This is a genomic window from Leifsonia sp. NPDC058194 (assembly GCF_042883605.1).
Lineage (GTDB): Bacteria > Actinomycetota > Actinomycetes > Actinomycetales > Microbacteriaceae > Leifsonia.
This window is the reverse complement of sequence record NZ_JBHVVL010000006.1, coordinates 160,774-181,295: the sequence shown is the minus strand read 5'-3', so window position 1 is coordinate 181,295 and position 20,522 is coordinate 160,774. Positions and strand designations below refer to the sequence as shown.

The 20,522-nt window shown below is 66.2% G+C and carries 14 protein-coding genes; 13 read left to right on the top strand and 1 reads right to left on the bottom strand.

Annotated elements, in window-relative coordinates:
- Positions 1–125 precede the first annotated feature (125 nt).
- The 10 genes from ACFVU2_RS19905 to ACFVU2_RS19860 all read left to right on the top strand — a co-directional run bounded on the left by ACFVU2_RS19905 (position 126) and on the right by ACFVU2_RS19860 (position 11,274).
- Positions 126–1,421 carry a hypothetical protein gene (locus ACFVU2_RS19905; protein ID WP_387878140.1) on the top strand — a complete coding sequence of 432 codons (1,296 nt, stop codon included), beginning with the start codon at positions 126–128 and terminating at the stop codon, positions 1,419–1,421.
- A gap of 59 nt (positions 1,422–1,480) precedes the next feature.
- Complete coding sequence (locus ACFVU2_RS19900) at positions 1,481–3,271, top strand: phage tail tip lysozyme (protein ID WP_387878137.1); 1,791 nt, start codon at positions 1,481–1,483, stop codon at positions 3,269–3,271.
- Positions 3,272–3,290: 19 nt separating this feature from the next.
- Entirely contained in the window at positions 3,291–4,190 is a 900-nt protein-coding gene (locus ACFVU2_RS19895; RefSeq protein ID WP_387878135.1) for a hypothetical protein, read from the top strand.
- Position 4,191: 1 nt separating this feature from the next.
- A complete protein-coding gene (locus ACFVU2_RS19890) occupies positions 4,192–4,836 on the top strand; it encodes a hypothetical protein (protein ID WP_387878133.1) in 645 nt (214 codons plus the stop codon).
- 154 nt (positions 4,837–4,990) lie between these two features.
- Entirely contained in the window at positions 4,991–5,419 is a 429-nt protein-coding gene (locus ACFVU2_RS19885; protein ID WP_387878132.1) for a hypothetical protein, read from the top strand.
- A 31-nt stretch (positions 5,420–5,450) separates the two neighbouring features.
- Positions 5,451–6,605 carry a hypothetical protein gene (locus ACFVU2_RS19880; protein ID WP_387878131.1) on the top strand — a complete coding sequence of 385 codons (1,155 nt, stop codon included), beginning with the start codon at positions 5,451–5,453 and terminating at the stop codon, positions 6,603–6,605.
- A 108-nt stretch (positions 6,606–6,713) separates the two neighbouring features.
- Positions 6,714–8,936, top strand: coding sequence for a relaxase MobL (gene mobL, locus ACFVU2_RS19875; protein WP_387878128.1), 2,223 nt, complete (start codon positions 6,714–6,716; stop codon positions 8,934–8,936).
- Positions 8,937–9,103: 167 nt separating this feature from the next.
- Positions 9,104–9,772, top strand: coding sequence for a hypothetical protein (locus ACFVU2_RS19870; protein ID WP_387878126.1), 669 nt, complete (start codon positions 9,104–9,106; stop codon positions 9,770–9,772).
- Positions 9,773–9,900: 128 nt separating this feature from the next.
- Positions 9,901–10,311 (top strand): hypothetical protein, encoded by a 411-nt coding sequence (locus ACFVU2_RS19865; protein ID WP_387878124.1) that lies wholly within the window; start codon positions 9,901–9,903, stop codon positions 10,309–10,311.
- Positions 10,312–10,503: 192 nt separating this feature from the next.
- Complete coding sequence (locus ACFVU2_RS19860; RefSeq protein WP_387878122.1) at positions 10,504–11,274, top strand: response regulator transcription factor; 771 nt, start codon at positions 10,504–10,506, stop codon at positions 11,272–11,274.
- A gap of 10 nt (positions 11,275–11,284) precedes the next feature.
- Here ACFVU2_RS19860 and ACFVU2_RS19855 read toward each other — a convergent pair whose 3' ends face one another.
- A complete protein-coding gene (locus ACFVU2_RS19855; RefSeq protein WP_387878120.1) occupies positions 11,285–11,953 on the bottom strand; it encodes a hypothetical protein in 669 nt (222 codons plus the stop codon).
- 237 nt (positions 11,954–12,190) lie between these two features.
- On the opposite strand from ACFVU2_RS19855, the gene ACFVU2_RS19850 reads away from it, so the two are divergent.
- The 3 genes from ACFVU2_RS19850 to ACFVU2_RS19840 all read left to right on the top strand — a co-directional run bounded on the left by ACFVU2_RS19850 (position 12,191) and on the right by ACFVU2_RS19840 (position 20,492).
- Entirely contained in the window at positions 12,191–13,966 is a 1,776-nt protein-coding gene (locus ACFVU2_RS19850; RefSeq protein WP_387878117.1) for an AAA family ATPase, read from the top strand.
- A gap of 81 nt (positions 13,967–14,047) precedes the next feature.
- Positions 14,048–16,315, top strand: coding sequence for a hypothetical protein (locus ACFVU2_RS19845; RefSeq protein WP_387878114.1), 2,268 nt, complete (start codon positions 14,048–14,050; stop codon positions 16,313–16,315).
- Positions 16,316–16,448: 133 nt separating this feature from the next.
- The gene (locus ACFVU2_RS19840) at positions 16,449–20,492 is read left to right on the top strand and encodes a type IV secretory system conjugative DNA transfer family protein (protein ID WP_387878111.1); all 4,044 of its coding nucleotides are present in this window, start codon (positions 16,449–16,451) and stop codon (positions 20,490–20,492) included.
- Positions 20,493–20,522: the final 30 nt, after the last annotated feature.

Sequence of the window (20,522 nt, the reverse complement as noted above, 5' to 3'; positions counted from 1 at the left end):
GATCCGCGACGCATAGATGCGGGGTCGACGGCAAGTAGCCGTCGACCCCGTTTCCTGTCCCGCGGATACCCCCTCTCTCGCGCAGCACGACCTCACGACACAGCGGCAATAGAAAGGCTCGGGACATGGGCACCAAGGACACGGCGAAGGGGATCGCGGCCAAGCTGCGACTCGACTCGCACCACGGGATCGAGCGATTCGGTGCATTCTTCGCGATCATCGCCGTCACTGCCGTGGCCCTCTTCGGCGGCGCCTCGGCGTCAGCGATCGCCAACCAGCAGTCCACCATGGACGCCACGACCCTGTACGTGAAGTCGTTCAACACCTCGAAGACCCAGGTCGAGGGTGCCGTGGACGGCGTCTACGTCAACAGCCACCGCACGCGTGCGATGGTGCTGTGGCACTTCAAGGACACCAGCTCGATGTCGGCGAACGCAGCGAAGTATCGCGCGTTCCTCACCGGCTCGAACGTGAGCCTCGGCGAGGAAGCACTGAAGACTCAGGTCACCGGTCAGATCGACGTCTTCGGCTCGACCGGGTACATGGCCATGGTCCTGGACAGTGACCAGCCGTTCCCGCAGCAGGTCCTGAACCTCACCATGCGCGCCAACTCTGAGCTCGTCTACCGGCCGAGCGACAGCAGCAAGCTCCGCGACGACCTCAAGGGCCAGAAGTCGTTCCTCCAGTTCGACCAGTGGCGAATCTACTTCAACCCGGGAGCGTCCGGCGCGAAGGTCACCCCCGCACTCGACAGCAACACGGTCGACCCCGGAGCCATCTACGCGAGCCTCGTCATCGCTCCGCAGGAGAAGACGATCCGCGACACGATGGACGGCCAGCTCGCCCAGCTGCAGGTCGATCAGGCGCGGATCGCCGAGTACCAGTCGGAGGCGGCTCGCGTGAACGTCGACGGGATATCGCTCGTGCTCCCGAAGGTGCCGGATCAGATCGCCGGCGACGTGGTGACTGGCAAGGCCACCGTCGCAGGCGCTCCCTCCACTCTGGCGCTGAAGACCAAATGGGTCAGCCCGAGCGGCTTCAACTTCGACTGGCGCTCGGGGAGCGTCGCCCAGGGTTACCTGGACTCGATCGTCCCCGCCGGTCAGTCCTACGTGACGTTCCTGGCCGACAAGGCGGCGCTGTCCAAGGACGCCAGCACCGGGACCCTGCAACCGAACAGCCTCGAGTGGAAGCTTTCCAACGGTCGGCTGCTGAGCGACTACGGCACGTCTGATGCGGTCATGCAGCCGCTGATCGACATCCGCAACAACCTCGCCCAGGCCTACCAGGACTACTACACGCACAAGGTCGCCTACCAGGTGGACTCGTACTCGACCCTGATCAACCTCGAGGTCGCGCTCCGCAGCGTTCGAGAGGGTGCCTCCCAGAACGAGGCCAAGAAGTCCCTATTCATCTACTGAGCACACCACCAAGACGCCGCACCGGCGTGCACACCGACTGACGAGGAGAGGACGAGCTGATGGCCGATAACCCCATCGGAGGAGCCGGCGGGTTCGCATCGCTCGGGTCCCTGGGACCTGGCGCAGCCGACGTGAGCAAGGTCGGCGCAGGAGCGCAGTCCATCGCCCGCCAGGACGCCGGCTCGCCGACGGGCCTTCCCGCGAAGAGCGACGCCACAGACGCGAGCAAAGACGCCGCTCAGCCACCGCAGACCCCAGCGCTCGGCGCAGGCGGCACCTCCACGGCCCAAGGATCGTCTCCGGACGATGACAACCCAGCCCCCAAGGCCTCGGGTGCGGGCAGGGCAGCGGGAGCCGCGGCGGCGGTCCCCGTGGCGGGTGCAGCTGGTCAGATTCTGCTGCTCGCGATGTTCATCAACTGGCTCAAGGGCCTGCTGATGAGCCTCTACGCGATCGCGGCGAACCTCTGGAGCCTCGCAGTCGGTCTCGCGCTGGCTGTCGCGAAGACGGCCGTCGGCGTGGTGATGGGGGTCGGCGCCACTGTGAGCTCGGCCCTCGGAGGCGCGATCAGCGCGGCTGTCGCCGGGACGGCTTCGTTCGTCGCAGGTGGAGCTGTTGTCGCGGTGGTCGCCGTCTCCCTGGTGACGGGTGTCTCTAGCGGCAACGCGCTGGCGATGAAGGACGGCACGGTCGGCTGCCAGGCGAACGCGCAGCAGGCTCTGGCCAACGTCGACGGCTCCAACCCCACGGTCGACGCCCAGCAGCTCACGAATGCCAAGACGATCTACAGCGTGCTCAGCGCCTGGGGAATGCCCGACGAGAACATCGCAGGCATCCTCGGCAACTGGGAGGCCGAATCGGGCGTCGACCCGACCAGCGTGCAGGGTGACTTCAGCGCCCCTCAGCAGATGACGACCACGAAGCAGGCGGAGGCCGCCGACACCAACAACGGCATCGGCCTCGGCCAGTGGACGTTCGGCCGCAACCAGAATCTGCGCGACTACGCATCCGCACGCAGCATCGACTGGTGGACGATCCAGGCGCAGCTCGGCTTCATGATCTCGGCCGACAACCCCAACAGCGTCCAGATCGTCAAGGGCATGATCAGCACCTCGCAGGGCTCACCGAGCGCGGCCGCGCTCTACTTCCACCGCGTCTGGGAGGTCTCCGCAGACACCGACCAGATGGCCCAGCGCCGCGCGGACAACGCCGTGAAGTGGATGGGGCTCTTCAGCGGCTGGACGAAGGATCAGGCCCTCGCGAACTCGATCCTCGCGCAGGCAGGCACCACGGTCACCGGAGCGAACTCCGGCCGCGCGGCCGCGATCCGCGCCAACTGCCTGCAGACGGGCGCCGGGCAGGTCATGGCGAAGCCTGGCGGTCTCACCCTCGAGGAGGCCCGGGCCCTGATGGCTCTCTACAAGCAGGAGGGCGAGTCGTTCCTCGACAACCGCTACGGCGCCGGCGGGCCGGGCGATTGCGGCTACGGCAAGGCCGACAACTGCGTCGGGTTCTCCACTTACTTCGTCAACAAGTACACGTCGTTCCAGCAGTACGCGCCGGGCAACGGGAAGGACACCGCAGGGTCGATGGCGCAGATGATGGGCAAGGCCCTGACGAAGGTCCCTACGGCGTATTCGGTCGGCTCCACCGGGATCACCAGCGCAGATGGGCACACCTTCGTGGTGCTCGGCATCCAAGGCGACCAGGCGATCATCGGCCAGGCCGCGTGCGGCACCAACGGGGCTGGCACCGAGGCCACGACGATTCCGGTATCCACCCTCGAAGACGGCGACTACGTCTTCGTCGACGTGACCGACCTCATCACGACCCAGCCGGCCACCTCCTAGAACAGCGGAGAGCAGAGAAGTGACGAACCAGACCAAGCCGAGGCTGACGAGAGAAGACCTCGACGCCAAGATCAGCGCCCTTCAGGAGAAGAACCGCGCACGCCGCGCGAACAAGGTCACCCCGGAGGAACTCGAGAGCCGCCTGACGGAGCGTCGCGCGCGCAAGCAGGCGGCCGCACCGTCAGGGCGCCGTGCACAGGTCGTCTCGCTCTGCCTCGGAGTGGCATTGCTCGTAGGAGCCGGGGCGATCGGCGTGGCCACCACCTCGGGCACTCAGACCTTCGAGCTCGCCGGCCAGAGCCTGCAGCAGCAGATCGCCCAGGCCCAGGGTCAGCTCGATGCGATCCCCGCGGCCGATCAGAAGGCCGCGTCGAAGTACGCGAGCGACCTCAATGCTCAGCTCGCCGCCGCGGCCGTCAAGGGTCGAGAGGTGGCGGCGCTGCAGCAGCAGTTCACCGCGATCCTGTTCCAGGGGAACACCGAGCAGGCACCTACCAACGGAGCCCCTGGTCCCGCCTTCCTGGCTTCCGTGCAGCACCGGAAGCTCCTCGAACCGTACTTCGTCGAGCGGGCATTCGTCGCAGATCCCGCACAGGCCTACTCGCCGGGATCGTACCTGCCCTTCGGAGCCACCCAGATCGACCCGCGGTTCCCGTGGTTCGTCGCGCATCAGGGCCGTGAATCCTCCCCGGTGGCCGACCCGAGCACCACCAGCTGGGCCTTGGCCTCGATGGTCGCCACCCAGACGCCGGGAGTCTTCGAGGCCACGTGGTTGGACAGCAACCCGAGCACCGGCGCGCTTCTGGCGTGGGCGACTGCCAGCTACTACGTCGACCAGGGCAAGTTCGGGAGCCTGAAGGTCGGCACCACCACGCTCGCCTCCAACACGGCGACCCAACTCCAGACGGCAGGGAAGTGACATGGGCAAGCTGAAGAACGCGGTGTTCCCGCTGGTCGCCGGCGGGATTCTCATCGCCACGGCGATCGTCGGCGGGGTGACGGCCGCGAACCAGAACACCTCCCTCGACTCGCAGAAGGCGCAGCTCAGCCGCCTCGACAGCAAGATCGCTGCGGCGCAGGCCACGACGAGCAAGCTGGAGTCCACGAGCTCGCTCGCCTCGGCGGGCGCGCAGGGGAGCCGCGTGACGTCCGACACGGCGAACATCGAGGACCTCGTGCACCGCGTGTTCACCTGGAACAGCGACGCGACCTACCGCGAGGCCCGGGCGAGCACGATGCGCATCACCGGCCTCAGCGAGGACTCGAGCTTCATGACCGCGTTCCTGCCGAAGGCTCCGGTGAACGTCGACAAGCAGGGCAACCAGTACCCCTATATCGACGCCGCCGGCCTGAACTCTGAGGTGGCGGACACGACGGTGAAGCTGCTCTCAGTCGACGCGCTGAACTACAACTACCTCGCGCTCGTCGACGTCCAGGCGAAGTCCAGCGACGGACTCGGGACTGCTGGCAGCGTCGCGACCATCCTCATCACCATCAACGGCGAGAACAAGGTGACAGCACTCACCGGGTTCGCCTCAACGACCCAGCCCCGCGTCTCGGGCTGACCGCTGTCGCGCCGTGTCGGAGCCCCCCGACACGGCGCGGCTACCCCCTTCACGGGGCGAGAGAGAATCGCGCTCACCTGATAGAGTTTCCTCATAGACGAGCAGAAAACGCATGTTCGCAGGTAAACCAGCAAAGCCACGAGGAGATCAGCAGATGGGCAGCAACACGAGCGCAACGAGCGGCACCCGCACCACGGGCCTTCGGTCCAAGTTGAAGCCGGTCGGCCTCGTCTTGTTCACCAAGACCGCCTCGCTGTTCCTGTTCCTTGTCGTCTGCTACGTGATCGTGTTCTTCTCGGCCATCCGCGTCGTCCCCCTGATCCTCGGCTTCGTGAAAGCCGGCAGCGGCATCACGATGTCCATGCCCATCGAGACCATCCTGTCGGTCTGGATCGCGCCGTCACTGTTCCTGATCGCGATTCTCTTCGCGCTCGTGGTGGTCCTGATCACGAAGCTCTGGCGCCTGCGCCGACGCCTGATCGAGCAGGTGTCCGGCTGGGCGTTCGGCCGCGAGCACGCCGTCGTCGCGCCGGTGAGCCTGAAGGCTGCCTCGTCGCGGCGCAAGAAGACCCAGACCGCCTGATCCGCCCCACCACAGATTCGAGGAGACGAAGATGAAGATCGCACCACTGAAGGTGAGCGACCCCTGGTTCGGGCGTATCGCGAACAACGAGCAGATCCACTCCGATTCACTGACCGGCGTGCCCATTGAGAGCACCGTCGAGATGGAGCTGGTCGAGCTGTTGCACTACGGACCCGAGGCCAACTACCGCCCGTACCTGCACCTGCGCGGAGAGCTGACCGAGGCCCGTCCGGCGGTCGAGCTGCCGTACGGCGTCAGCGAACTGACCTACCGTCGCGGCGCCGGTCTCCCGGTGGACGCGTTCTACGACTTCAACCACAAGCAGCTTGCCGCGCTGGTGAGCAAGGGCTACTTCAGCGAGGCGTTCCGGGTTCCGGCCGAGATGTCGGGCATCCCGTGGACGCTCCCTGGCAAGGCCGACTTCCTCGTGGTCGCCCCGGAACTCTCCGACGAGCCGCCGGTGGTGTTCATGAACGTGCACGATCAGACCGCACTCGAACTCGACGAGGCCAACAGCGGATACGAGCTCTCCGAGTACTTCCCCGACTTCACCGCTGAGCCCGAGGCGGGGGAGGCATCCGCCGAGGCCGTCGCCGCAGCGCTGGAGAACCCCGGAGCGAGCCTCGACGTGTTCAGCGACATGTCCTTCGAGGAGCACCGCCAGCCCGCGACGGCCGCTATCGCTGTGGAAGCGGCAGAGGCCGAGCAGCGCGCGATCGTCCCCGCGGGCGTATTCAGCCGCCTGGTGTCCGAGATCGTTGCGAAGCAGCCGGTCGAGCCGGAGATCGTGGACGAGACGGAAGAGGAGGCGATCGTCCCCGGCAGCGCCGCAGACGTCTACCTCTCCCGCGTCGAACCGGGCGTCGACCACGTTCTCTCCAGCGACTTCGCCGCAGAGGCACAGGAGGCCGAAGCCGAGACCGTCCTGGACGAGACCATCGAGCCGGAGCTCTCGTTCGAGGCCCCCGAAGAGGAGCCGCTGGTCCCCGCCGAGGCGCTGACCGCGGATGGCTTCCTGGACCTCACCGAACCGCAGCCGGAGCTGGAGCCGCTCGCGCTGCACCTCGCCGGTACCGACGCTGAGGACCACCGGATCGCCGCAGAGCGCCGGGCGGCGCGCATCCGCGCCGAACTCGAAGCCGACGAGGCGACCGACCGCGCTGACCACGCGGAGCCGAATCTGTAATCGAGGTTCCAGACACGACGAGGGGTCCGCACCGAGCAAACGCTCCGGGAGCGGACCCCTCCGTCGATGAGATCCGCACAGCACGCAAGCAGGGAGAGGACCAGAGGAATGGGACTGAAGCAGGACGTCGTCATCGTCAACGAGTTCTCGATCCCGCTGCCCTCCCGCACCAGGAAGGGCAAGAAGGGCACGCGCGGCGGCACACCCGGCGACTATGTGACCCGCTACATGGCCCGCGAGATGGCCACCGAATCGCTCGCCCCGATCCGTCGTCAGCGCACCGACGACTTCATCCTGCGCTACATGGCACGCAAGGACGCCAGCGAGAGCATCGGCGTCCGCGACCGGAACACCCTCAAGCGCCGGATGGCAGCCGCTCAGGGTGAAGGCGGCGTCGCGTTCGGGTACGACGAGGTCTCCCTCTCCCACGAGCAGCTGCAGAGCGCCAGCGCCGACATCCAGGGGCTCTTCGAGCAGGGCCACACGGTCATGAAGACCGTGCTCTCCTTCGACCAGGAGTACCTGCGCAAGCACAAGATCATCCCGGAGGACTTCGTCTGCGAGAAGCGCGGCGACTACCGCGGCCACATCGACCAGATGAAGCTGCGCCTCGCGGTCATGCACGGCCTGGACCGGATGGGCCGCACCCTCTATGACGACCTGCGCTACGTCGCGGTCATCCAGGTCGACACCGAGCACGTGCACTGCCACCTCGCGATGGTGGACGCCGGCCCCGGCCACCTCACCGCCGACGGCTCGCAGAAGGGCAAGATCAGCGCCCGCGCCAAGAGTCTGCTGCGCCGAGGCGTCGACGCCTGGCTGGACGAGAAGAAGACGGTCAAGCACCTCACCAGCGCGATCGGCTACGAGCGGCGTAACGTGACGACCTTCGTCAAGCGCTGGGCCCACCAGCAGATGCTGCGCGAGTCTCTGCCCCAGTTCCTCCTCGCCTGCCTGCCCGAAGACCGCCGGCTCTGGCGTGCAGGCACCAACAACCTCGCCATGCGCAAGCCCAACCGCATCGTGCACCAGCTCGTGCGGGAGGTCCTCGACCGTGACGGCTCACCCATGGTTCAGGCCATGGCGGACGTACGCGCCTATGCCGACCACCGCCGCCGTGAAGAAGGCCTCAACGCCGACGAGTGGCGCAAGCTCGTTAAGCGCGGCGAAGACCAGATCATCGAACGCAGTGTGAACTCGGTCTACGCCCTGCTGCGGCAGCTCCCGCCCGACGCGCTCCGGGTGCGCACGCCGATGCTCGATGCGATGGGGCTGGACTACGAAGCGCTGGCCCAGCGCGCTCACAGCGACAATCACGACGACGACCTCGTCGGTTTCGGCTTCCGGATGCGCTCGTTCGCATCACGCCTCGAGCACCACACGGAACGACGAGAGCACTACCACGAGCAGGTCCGGGCCTGGGAGGCCGCGGACGATGAGGGCCGGGCATCCGAGGCCTCACGCGCTGTCTACGACTTCTACCTCGAGGAGGAGGAGTACCACGCGCGAGTGGCATCGAAATACCGCAGCTTCCTGCGGTTCACGCCGCCGACCGCGGAGTGGTACACGGAGTGGAACGAGGTCGCCGAATACGGTGAGCGCGTCATCTCGCTGGAGTCGATGCGACGCGACCAGTCCCTGCGCCGAACGCAGAACGAGGACGAGGCCGAGCGCATCGGGCGCGAGATCTACGGCCAGGCCGGCGGCCGACTCGTCGCACGAGGGGACGCTGCTGCCGTCAAGGTACTGGAAGAGCGCGTCCGCCGCATGCGCACGACGTACGCCGGGAAGGTCGACGACCTGCGCGTCCAGCTGGCAGGCAAGGGCCTGAAGCTGGAGGTGCTGAGCGACCCGGCGACCGGTCGTGACGCAGCCCAGATCACCCCGGGCGCCGAGCACACGTTCGAGGAGGTGAAGGGCCTGGACCTGCACCACATGCGCTTCGACTTCTCGACCGACGTCGAGGTCGGCAAGCGCACCCTCGCCGCGTTCCGGGCAGCCGCAGATCGTCGATCCGAGGCACTCGACGCCGCGGTGGCGTACCTCGTGGCATCCGGCCAGGAGGACGCTGTCAGCGAGCTTCCGGTCAGCGATGTCCAGAGCATGGTCAAGCTCGCCGACGAGATCTCAGCCGACGCCGGCGGGCTCCTACAGAGCCACGTGGCCGAGCTTGCGCGCGTGCGCGTGATCGCCCGTCGCAGCCGCACGGTACGACTGAGCGCAGACCTCGCTGAGCAGGTCACGGCCCAGGTCGACAAGGTCGCCCGCCAGCCGGTGCTTGAGGACGGCCCGGAGAACCAGCAGCCGACACGCTCAGGTGAACTTCGCTGACAAATTCTCGTAAACGCGTGTTTTCGTCATTTCTACACGTTTACGAGCACTTCGTGATATCGTCAGAGAGTCATAAACGAGGGGGCTTCTCGGGACTGGCGCGTTACCTAAACCAACATTGGTCGGACCGGCGGTGAGCCACCGACCCGAACGCACAGGAGAAGAAAATGGCAGATCTTCGCAAGGAAACCCACGGCGCCGGCGCGATGAAGGACGTCAACCTCGTCGTCATCGCGTACGACAACCGGGTGGCGAAGAAGGACGGCGAGGTCACCACGCACTACCTCGACGCCCGCATCCACCCGGGCGACCGCCGGGCCCCGGGCCAGACGGCCCTCCAGCTGGTGTCGAAGAAGGACGAGAAGTCGCCCTCGGGCTACAACAACTCGGCCCGCTACTCGGCCGGCCAGTTCGAGGCCATCAAGGAGGCCGCTGGCGACAACGTGGTCGACCTGACCAACACGGCCAACGAGGTCGTCGGCAAGATCTACGGCGTCAAGGCCGACCTGCTGATCAGCGGCAGCGAGGTGATCGCGAACACCAAGACGCTCACCGCAACCGAGCTCTCGGTCGGACCGGACGCCCAGGGCCGCGACATCCGCAAGCAGATCTTCGACTCGATGGCGGAGGCCAAGGCCGCCCGCGAGGCCGCGAAGACCGCGCCCGCCGCGGACGTCGTCGCCGAGGCCGAAGCCGTCGTGGAGGAGGCCGCCGCCAAGCCGGCGACCAAGTCGCGCGCGGCCGCCAAGCCCCGCACGGCTTCCAAGCCGAAGCCGAAGCCGGAGCTGGTCGGCGCCACCACCGGCGCGTCGGCCGACGAGCCGGAGCTCGGCTAACCAGCCGTCGAAGGCCCCGTACCAGAGGACTCCAACCTCGGTGCGGGGCCTTCGGTCGTTCCAGGGATGGAACGGAATCTCAGCAACGATCGGGGGGCATCCCTCGAAGAACGGAAGGGGCCAAGATCATGGCTATCGACTTCGGCAAAGACGATGAGCGGCAGGAGACGCCCGCAGCGCGGCGACAGCTGCCGATCGGGGATCTCGCGGTGACGGCGGAGGTCCTGGGCCACGAGGAGCTGGGGGAGGGCGCTCAGGAGGCCCTCACGGTCACGCAGGCGGCGAAGGGGGGCTTTCTGGAGGGCTTCTCCGACAGCCTCAAAGCCGGAGCGCCGGTGACTGCGCTGGTCGAGGTCGCCGAGGCGGCGGAGACCGGTCAGACGCAGGCGGCCGACGTGGCCCAGCGGATGGATCGCTTCCCGGAGCTGCGGGACCTCGAGGTCGCCACCGGCAACGCCGCGCGCTTCCCGGAGCTCGCCGAGCAGGCGCTGCCCGCCGTCGGCCAGCAGCTCGAGGAGGACGCTGGCCTCCAGCGCTGACCAAGCGCCAGGCTGCTGCGACGCGGCCATCTATTCAGGAACCCCCGGGGCGATGACTCGGGGGTTCCTGGCGTTCAAGCGCGACTTCCTGTTGTCGGTAGAACGCATTGCCTACTGCTCCGGCCGGGATGTAATCTGTCGCCGATCGCCACGTGGAGGACCTGCGAGACGTGCACCCTGTGGGAGGTGCCGATGGGTGAATTACTTGCAAACGAGCTGATCTGGGACGCTCAGCCGGGCGTTTCGCGCCAGGACTACTTCGTAGCCGCGCTCGAGGCGCTAGCCCAGGCATTTCCCTGTGACTCCCTCGGGTGGAACAACCTCGATTTCGAAACCGACCAAGGCACCACCATCGGCCGGCCGGCGGAGGTGTTCGGGGCGCAGACAGCGACGGCCGTCGAGACGATGATGCACGTCACCGATCACCCCATGATCGTGAGCTACTTCCAACGACCGGACGTGAGGTCGCCGCGTCGGATGAGCGACGTCGTCACCGAGACGGAGTTGCATCGGACCGACGCCTACAACCTGCTCCTCCACCCCTATGAATCGGAGTTCCAGTTCACCATCCTGACGGGGTCGCAAGGCACCCGGACGGGCTCGTGCTGGACGTTCAATCGTCGCACTCGCGACTTCTCGGACGAGGATCTTCAACTGGCGACGCGCATCCAGCCGTTGCTCGTTCTGATCGAGCGCACCTGGGGGTTGAACGAGGTGGCGCGAGCCGTCGAATCGGACCTCACCGCCCGCGAAGTCTCGGTCCTTCGATTGCTCGCAAACGGCCTGACCGCGCGCGCGATCGGTGCCCGGCTGGGAATCAGCGCCTCCACGGTCAACAAGCATCTGGAGCACATCTACCGGAAGCTGAACACGGGAGACAGGCTCATCGCCGTAGAGCGCGCCCGGCGCCTTGGCCTGGTGGCGGCGCCAGCCGCGCCGCCACCAGTGGGTGTGCCCTCCTGAGCGGCTGGGACTACTTGCCCTTCCCGGGGAGGTTGACCGTGACCGTGCCCGATGGACCGCCCGACGTGCCCTTGACGGTGACGGAACCTCCGTCGGCGCCATACGAGCCGTTCGCGGAGGCGTTCGGGCCTCCGCACGAGACGCCGACGTCGATGGAGATGCCGTCGAGCCAGCCGCCCGGCTTTGAGGGAGTGCCTCCATCGAAGGACGGAGGGGTGCCTCCGTCCGTGGCGGTGTCCGCGTCGGAGTGAACTGTCGGCGTCGAGGCGATGTTGCTGAACGCGAGAACCGCGTACGGCTCCTGGCCGCTTGAGCGGTCCTGACTGGCCAAGATGTTCAGCAGCGTGATGACCTCGGCGTCAGAGCCGAGCAGCTGGCCCGCACGCACCGCGAGAAGCGAGCGGACTGTGGTCGCCGGAAGCATGTCGTCCACGTTGTCGACAGCTCCGTTGTCGGCGCCCCCGGTGTCACCCGGGGCCGTTGCCGGCGTCACCATCGGATGGTTTCCGACACCGACCGGCAGCGTGGGCGGGTAGGGGAATGTCGGATCGTTCGACATCGACTCCAGCGTGGACTCGAGAGTCTGGAGTGCAGTCTCAGCTGCGCGGATCTCGTCCAGGACGATCGAGCCGCCTGGATGCGGTTGCACGATCTCCGCCTGGGCTTGGATGGTGCTCATTTCTGATCCCCTTTCTGGGTGTTTGTGAGATGTGGAGGGGCGGGACAACCGTGTCGACGCCCGTCTGGCCCCACATGAAATCTCGTCCCAGATGGTGGGGCCACGGTATGGGCAGACCTGCCTACTCCCACAGCGTGAGCAGGCTCATCTTTCGCAATCGGACAGCGTCCGCGTGTTACGATTACACTCGTTTATCAGCAGAAAACGCATTTTCACCCCCATCTGAGGCAGGCCAGATTGTTCGTAGCGACCGAGCTCAACGAGAAGTACGCAGCGCTTGCGCGATTCAGCTCCCCCCTGAAGGCCGCCGAGCGCGAGATCGTCGGACGCGAATACGAGATCTCCCAGCTGATGGCCGCGCTCAGCCGGCCCGAGCTCTGCAACGCGCTGCTGCTGGCCCCGCCCGGCTCGGGAAAGACCGCTCTGGTGCAGGCCGCTTCGGTCAAGGACACCGCGCGCAGCTACATGGAGGTCGACCTCGCCCTCATGATCGCCGGCTTGACGAACGCCGACGAGATGGCGTCGCTGATCAAGCAGCTCTTCGACGACGCCGAGCGCTACAGCCAGGACGAAGAACAGGAACTGGTGCTCTTCATCGACGAGTTCCACCAGATCGTGCAGCTGAGCCCGGCGGCCGTGGAGGCCCTGAAGCCCGTGCTCGCCGCCTCTGGCGCGCGCGGCATCCGGGTGATCGCCGCGACGACCGACGATGAGTTCGACAAGTTCATCAAGCCGAACCAGCCCTTGGTCGAGCGCCTGCAGCGCATCATCGTCAGCCCGCCGGACCGCGCCACGACCGTGGAGATCCTGCGTGGGATGGCGGAGCGCTACGGGGTCGCGGAGGAGTTCTTCGACGACCGGATGTTCGAGCTGATCCACGAGTACACCGATCGCTACGTCCCGGCCTCCACCCAGCCGCGCAAGTCGATCCTGGTGCTCGACTCGATGGTCGGCTGGCACAAGTTCGCGAAGCGGCCGATGGACACCGCGCTGTTGGCCGACGTGCTGCTCGAGTCCGTCGGCGTCAATGTCGCCTTCCGGGTGGACGCCGCGAAGATCAAGGCGCAGCTGGACAGCAAGGTGTTCAGCCAGCAGTTCGCGACTTCGGTCGTGGCCAAGCGTCTCCAGCTGTGCGTGGCGGACCTCCACGACAAGACGAAGCCGGCTTCCTCCTTCCTCTTCACCGGCTCCACCGGTGTCGGCAAGTCCGAGCTCACCAAGCAGCTCGCTCAGCTGATGTTCGGTGACGTGCAGAAGCACCTGATCCGCTTCGACATGTCCGAGTACGCACGCGACGAGTCCTTGGACCTCTTCCGCCACGAGCTCACCAGCCGGGTGTGGCACACCAGCCACGCGGTGGTACTCCTGGATGAGATCGAGAAGGCATCCCCGATGGTGACCCGGATGCTGCTGCAGGTGCTCGACGACGGCCGGCTCTCGGACGCCAACGGCCGCCAGGTCTCCTTCCTCAACACCTACATCGTGCTGACGACCAACGCCGGCTCGGAGATCTACGAGACCATCGCGCAGTACAACGTCGACGACACCGGCTCGGGCAAGGAGCTTGCCGAGAAGATGAAGGAGATCCGGCGCTCGATCACCTCCACCCAGGGCGACAACCGCTTCCCGCCCGAACTGCTCGGACGCATCGACGCGATCGTGCCCTTCCAGCCTCTTTCGCGGAACACGCAGCGCACGATCGTGACGGCGAAACTCGCCGCCTTCGTGCAGGAGGTTCTGACCAAGCACGGAACCCGGGTCCTCATCGCCCCGCGAGTGATCGATTACTTGGTGGAGGACAAGGCGGACACCGACTCCAACGCCGGTGGTGCCCGCGCCGCGATTGCGCGGCTCACCGACGAGGTGGCGACCGAAGTCGCGGCGTTCATCAACCAGAACCCGGCCTCACGCTCTCTGCAGGTCGACATCGAGGGCGAGCTGAAGTCCGAGGACAAGAACCGGCTCAAGAGCGACGCGCACGTGGTCGTGAAGCTGCCCTCGCTCGTGCATTGACCCCCAATCCGGGGCGGCCTACCGATAATGGCGGAATCGTCATATATGCTCGTTTACGAGAAGATCAGGAAGGACTAGACCATGGCATTCGGTCGCAAGAGTAAGGGTCAGGTCGAGACGACCGGTGGCGTCGACGACGCCCAGGCTGCCTCGACTGGCAACAAGAGCACAGCTCAGAAGAAGCGGAAGCCCGCAGAGCTGCTCTCCAGCGTCGTGAACGAAAGCGCCATCGGCGCCGCGATCGACATCATGAAGCGCAATGACGCATTCGCGCTTCCCAACGGGACTTCGTGGGTCGCCCTGCTTCTGCAGGCCGACAGCATCGGTGGCCTGAACCAGAAGCAGAAGGGCGACGCGACCAAGGGCTCGATCATCGAGCTCATCGCAGCCGACAAGATCCAGGTCGTGGCGACCCGGGAGATGCTCGACTCCGAGTTCCTCGGCATCATCCCCACCGTCGACACCCTCGCCCGCATGGACGAGTACAGCCTGCTCACCGAGGCCCCGTACTACTGGGCGGTCTTCCGCTCCGAGGACGGCGGCAACGCACTCATCGCCGACACCGTCCAGGGCATCGAGGCCAGCTTCGCTGACGCCAAGGCGATCGCTCACGGAGAGCGCACGCTGAGCGGCGTGCTCCCAGAGGTCTGGGCGTGGGCCGGCGGCAGCGCCGAGCAGGAGATTTCCGTGGAGGCCCCGGCGGAGGCCGAGCTCGCCCTCGTTGGTGCTGGAGCCGGTGCCTCAACGGTTTCTCTGCCCGAGGTGGACGTCGACCCGCTGGCCGACGCCTTCGGCTTCGACCAGGACGAGGACGTCGACTACGCGGCTCTCGCCGACGAGGGCAACCTCGACCTCGCCACGGGCGAGTACGACGATGGAGAGCCGCCTCTGGAGTTCGACGAGGCGCGTTTCGAGGCCGAGTTCACCCAGGACCAGCCCGCATTCGAAGACGAGGACGGCCCGGCGTTCGACACGTCGTGGCAGACCGACGACGAGGGCGACACGACCGACGCCGACACCGCGGATGAGGCCGACGGGTACTTCCAGTACCTCGAGGAGAACCGCGACCGCGTCGTCGACGAGCAGGAAGTGCGCGACACGATCGCACGCCGGTTCCTGAGCAACGACCTGGACCTCGTTGTCGACCTGGCCGAGTTCGAGCGCGTGTTCGCCACCGAGGCGGACGCAATCGCGCTGGACATCACCGAAGACCCCTCCGACTGGCTCGGCTCCCAGATCGCACAGCTGAGCCGTCAGGCCAACGCCGAGCTGGCGATGCTGCACCAGGGCAACACCGACGAGCTGCGACAGCTGTTCGTGGAGACCGCGGCCCTGCACGTCGAGCGCACGATGGCTGCCGTCTCGACCGACGCCCCTGGGTCCCAGTACGCCGCCCTGATGGACGGCGCCAAGCGCGACTTCGAGGCCAACCGCGCATCGGCACCGCAGGAGATCGCGGCGCAGCGTCAGGAGATCCTGGCGCGCTTCCACGCCGCCGCGGAGAGCCGCGCCGAGCAGGCAGCCGCACACGCCCGCATCGTCTACGAAGACCGCAACCGCCCGAAGCTGGAGCGCGATCTCGCTGAGGTGGGGCTCGACCTCGACCGCCGGCACGAGGAGCAGTACGCCCACGACCGCCAGACGGTCCTGGAGATGCGCACCAAGGACGCTCGTGTCCGCATGGACGTGGGCACGAACCGCATCTTCGAGCTGCTGCGCGAGCGCCAGGCCGAGCAGCGTGAGGGCGAGCGGGCGCTCCTGGAGCGTTGGAACAACCGCCTCATCGAGTTCATCGACGAGAACCGCAAGCACGACATCGCCCGCTCGATGGCGCTGGCCGACGAGCTCGCCCGCGTCAACCGGATGGAGGAGCTGAAGGCCGAGCACAAGGTCGAACTGCGCGAACTCCGTCGCGAGGCAGAGGAGCGCGAAGAGCGCTTGAACGCCGAGTTGATCCGCAACCGAGAGACCGCGATCAGCGAACTCGAGAGCCGCAAGGCCGCCTGGAGCACGTCGCTGGAGGTCGAGCAGGACCGCGTGCGCGCCAACGGCGAGCTCGTCGCCCAGCTGCGATCGCAGGTGGAGACCCTGGGCGAGAAGTACGAGAGCCAGTACAAGTCGCGCATCGAGAGCCTGGAGGCCGACAAGAAGGCGGCCGGGGAAGAGCTTGAGCGCTCGCTCTCCATGCAGAAGCGCGCGACCTTCATCCTGGTCGCTCTGGGCATCGTCCTGACCGTCGCAGCGGTGGCTGTCGGCGTCATCCTGGGGTGGTCGTGGGGCCACTCCCAGATCCCCGCCCCTGTGAGCACCCCCGCCGGCCTGGCCGCGGTGGGTTCGCTCATCTCCTGACTGACGGTGTGGCTGGGCTCCTGATCTCCCCGGCCACACCGTCTACCTCCCCAAGAACGGGACCGCAGCCTCTGGAGGCGGCGCGTCCCGTTCTTGCATCTTCTCGGATACGACACGAACGATAGGAAGCGCTGTGGCGAACAAGGTCAGCAGCCCGAAGGCGACGAACTGGGACAAGCTCTCGGAGCGAAGCGCCGAAGAGACGCTCAAGAACCGCGACGTCTTCGAGAACCAGCAGTTGGACCGAACCAAGATCGACCCGCTGCGCACCAAGACGAGCCGCACGGTCGCCGCAGCGATCCTCGGCGTGGTCGTCGCGGTCGTCGCCTGGGTCGTGGTCTCCGGTATCAGCGTCATGCTGGTCATGCTCGGCCCGCTGGGCGGTGGCGGCGCAAGCGGCGACACCGCGCTTCACACCTACTACCAGGTGCAAGAGATCAACGGCTCGACCGTCTTCCACTGCTTCCAGATCCTGGACCCCGCGGGGAAGCCGCTGGCCGGCGCCCCCTGCTACAACACCGAGAAGGAGGCCCAGGACAATCCGCCGGCGTGGTGGATCGCCAAGCAGCAGGCCAAGGCTCAGGGCGCCGGGGCTTCGTCAACCGGCACCGGGCATGGTGTGCCTTCGCTCGGGGCCCTGTTCATGGCCCAGCTGTTCGCCTTCGGAATCTGGAAGGGCCTCATCACCCTGGTGGCGGGCGCGAGCGTATTCGGCCTCGTGCACGCGGCCCTCATGCGTAACCTCGACGCCCAGAACCTGATGAACGACACCAGCGACATCAACCAGTACACCGGCGATCAGCACATCGCGCTGCCCGACGAGGTCATGCGCAAGTTCGACTGGTTCCCCGACGCCGGAGCGCACTCGAATGTCCAGTTCAGCTCGATGATCAGCCACGTGATGCTCACGAACAAGGGGCTGAAGAAGATCGAGACCTCGGTACGCGCCGACAAGGACATGACCGACGAGGACGGCGATGTGGAGTACCTGAAAGGCGAGATCCTCCGCGACGACGACGAGCGCGCGATCATGCGCACGGTTCCGCTGATCGACGAGGCATTCGGGGACGCGCTCTTCGACGCGTCGGGGATGCCGAAGGACAAGAAGCTGCGCAAGAAGTACGACGCGAACGTGATCCCGTACAACCCAGACGGAAGCGACCGCGACAAGCTCGGCAAGCACAAGACCGTCGCCGACTTGATCAACAGCGACTGGACGATGCCCGAATACGAGGTGCAGCGTCCGGGCGGCGCGTACCTGGTCGACACGGCTCCCGTGAACACCATGGTGCTGGCTATGACCCGTGCCGGTAAGGGCCAGGGCTACATCGAGCCGGTCATCGACATGTGGCTGCGCGAGAAGCGCCCCAGCAACCTGGTCATCAACGACCCCAAGGGCGAGCTGCTGGTCAAGAACTACGTGCCCGCCACCATGCGCGGCTACCAGGTCACCCAGTTCAACCTCATCAACGCGATGAAGACCGACATCTACAACCCTCTGGGCATGGCGGCCGACGCGGCCCGCGAGGGCGAGGCACCGAAGTGCGCGCTGTACGTGGAGAACATCGCCGACGTGTTCTTCCCGCTCGATGGCGGGGAGGACCCGGTGTGGCCGAACGCGGCGAACAACGCGTTCAAGCGTGCCGCCTACGGCCTCATCGACTACTACCTCGAGGAGGAGCGCGAGCTCCGCGCGTACGCCTCGCGCACCAACATGGACCCGAAGGTTCTCGACAAGCGGTTGGACGAGATGTGGGGCAAGGTCACGCTCTACAACTGCTACCAGCTGTTCGTGCAGCTGACGGCGAAGAAGATGAAGAACCCGATGAAGCTGCTGGAGGCCCGGGCCAAGCGCGGCGAGTTCGGGGACCCCCAGAACCCCGACGAGTTCGACGACGACGCCTACGAGGCCGAGCGGGAGGTCGCCCTCAAGAAGGCCATCAACTGGGGTGCGAGCGACGGCAACCCCGGCGCAGACGAGCTGGACATGCTCACCCTCTACTTCAACGCCACCGCCGGGCTGCCGCAGAACTCGATGCGCACGCTGGTCAGCAACGCCGACAACGCTCTGCGTGCGATGGGCGCGGCAGAGAAGATGCTCGCGAGCGTGTACGGAATCGCGATCACCGCCATGTCCTTCTTCACCGACCCGACGATCTCGACGCTCACCTCCGGGACGCCGTCGCAGAACACCGACCTCGGCGGTCTCTCGTTCCCGCGACGTATGGGCGTGCGGTTCGGCATGAACTATCTCAAGCGCGACCACCTCGTCGGCACGCAGGTGAAGTGGGACGCCTACGCGGACGCCGGCTTCACCGAGCCGCTCGGTGCCGACTTCGAGCACGAGGACATCGTCTCCCGGGAAGGCTGGGCGCGGTACTACTTCAAGGGCATCTTCGCGGGCGACGTCGCCTACCTGCGGCTCCGGCTGCTGAACGCGCAGACCGGGATGCTGATCCGCACCTTCCACTTCCGCTTCACGAAGGACAACCAGACCTCCCTCAACGGTCGGTACTTCATCACCGACCCGATCTCGGGCCAGAAGATCGTCAAGAACGGCATCCTCGTCGAACTGCGTGAGGACGAGAAGACCGGCGAATTCAAGCCGGGACACACCACCTACCCGCAGATGCGACTCGCGAACATCTCCTTCGGCATGCCCGACAAGGAACTCGGCCAGGCGGAGGCGATCGTCTCCACCATGGTCCGCTACAGCGAGAAGCCGAAGGCCGTCTTCCTGGTGACGCCGCCGCACCTGATGAAGTACGCCAAGCTGATCCTGATCCTGGTCAAGCAGCTCGTGGACCTCAACTTCGACAAGTCCTACATGACCAAGGCCGACCAGAAGCCGCTCTACAAGACGCGGTTCATGCTCGACGAGCTCGGAAACCTGCAGTCGGAGGGCCACGGCATCTCCGGGTTCGAGACCATGCTCTCGATCGGCCTGGGCCAGGACCAGCAGTTCACCCTCATCCTGCAGACGCTGCAGCAGCTGAGGGACGTCTACGGCGAATCCGTCGACAAGATCGTCCAGGGCAACACCTCGAACATCATCTACCTGAAGTCCACGGACGACTCGATGATCGACACCCTCACCAAGATGTCCGGCACGCGCCACACCGCGTTCCGCGACTCCAAGACGGTCACCAAGGACACCGAGCGTCTGATCAAGGGCCTGAACGTGGAGGGCAAGGTCTCCTACACGATGGCGGTGAAGGAAGAGGCGGTCATCAGCTACAACGACCTCGCCTTCCTCTCCGAGCGCAACAGCATCGTCTTCCGCGCCGGTGACTCGCCCATCTGGAACCGCAACGAGACGATCCTGCCGATGTCCTGGCGGCTGTTCAAGGACACGATCGTCCACCCGGGCCACGAGTACACCCTGCAGACCATCCCCACGCTCAGCTCGGCGCTGGACTTCGATGTGCGACTGAACCAGCCCGACTTCGAGAAGATGCTCGCCAAGCGGATGCTGCAGGCCGAGGCGGCCGTGAACTGCAAGGTGATCTACCAGGAAGCGTTCGAGTACAAGGACGTCGACATCGCCCGCCTCGACCCCGACGTGTACAGCGACGAGGTCATGCAGCTGGTGGACGTGGCCCTGCGGGAGAGCGTGGCCGACGAGACCGGCCTCGACGTCGACGACATCGACCTTGACGACGCCCCCGAGGGCTTCTACGACAACGGCGACTGGGAGGCGGACATGGAGATGCAGCACGCCATCGAGTCCGCGGCCGCGAACGCCGCCGAGCGCCAGGCGCTGCTCTACGCGGGCGGCCAGATCAGCCGGGAGATGCTCGTACGCGCCGACGGCACAGCCCTGCAGAACCCGCTGGACCGCGAGATCGTGGAGGCGTACAAGGCCGCGCGCGCCTACATGGAGCGCGACTCCCGGCACTTCAGCGTCGGCGCCGGCGGTTCGCTGCGCTCCGCTGACGGACGGGTGCTCTACATCGACAAGCTCGAGGAGTCCGACTCGATGCGGGAGTTGAACCGTGCATCCCAGGACCCCGGATCGCGGGTCTTCGCCGAGGAGGACCTGCAGGGCCTCACCGGCTACCAGGTCACCGCAGAGTTCTACGAGTTCCTGGCCTCGCTGGACGGCTGGCGGGAGCTTGCCGGTGGCGAGTTCGAGCGGGCAATGATGATCGCAATGAGAGATAGCGAAAACGCATAATCTGCTCGAAAATGAGCGAAAACAGACCCC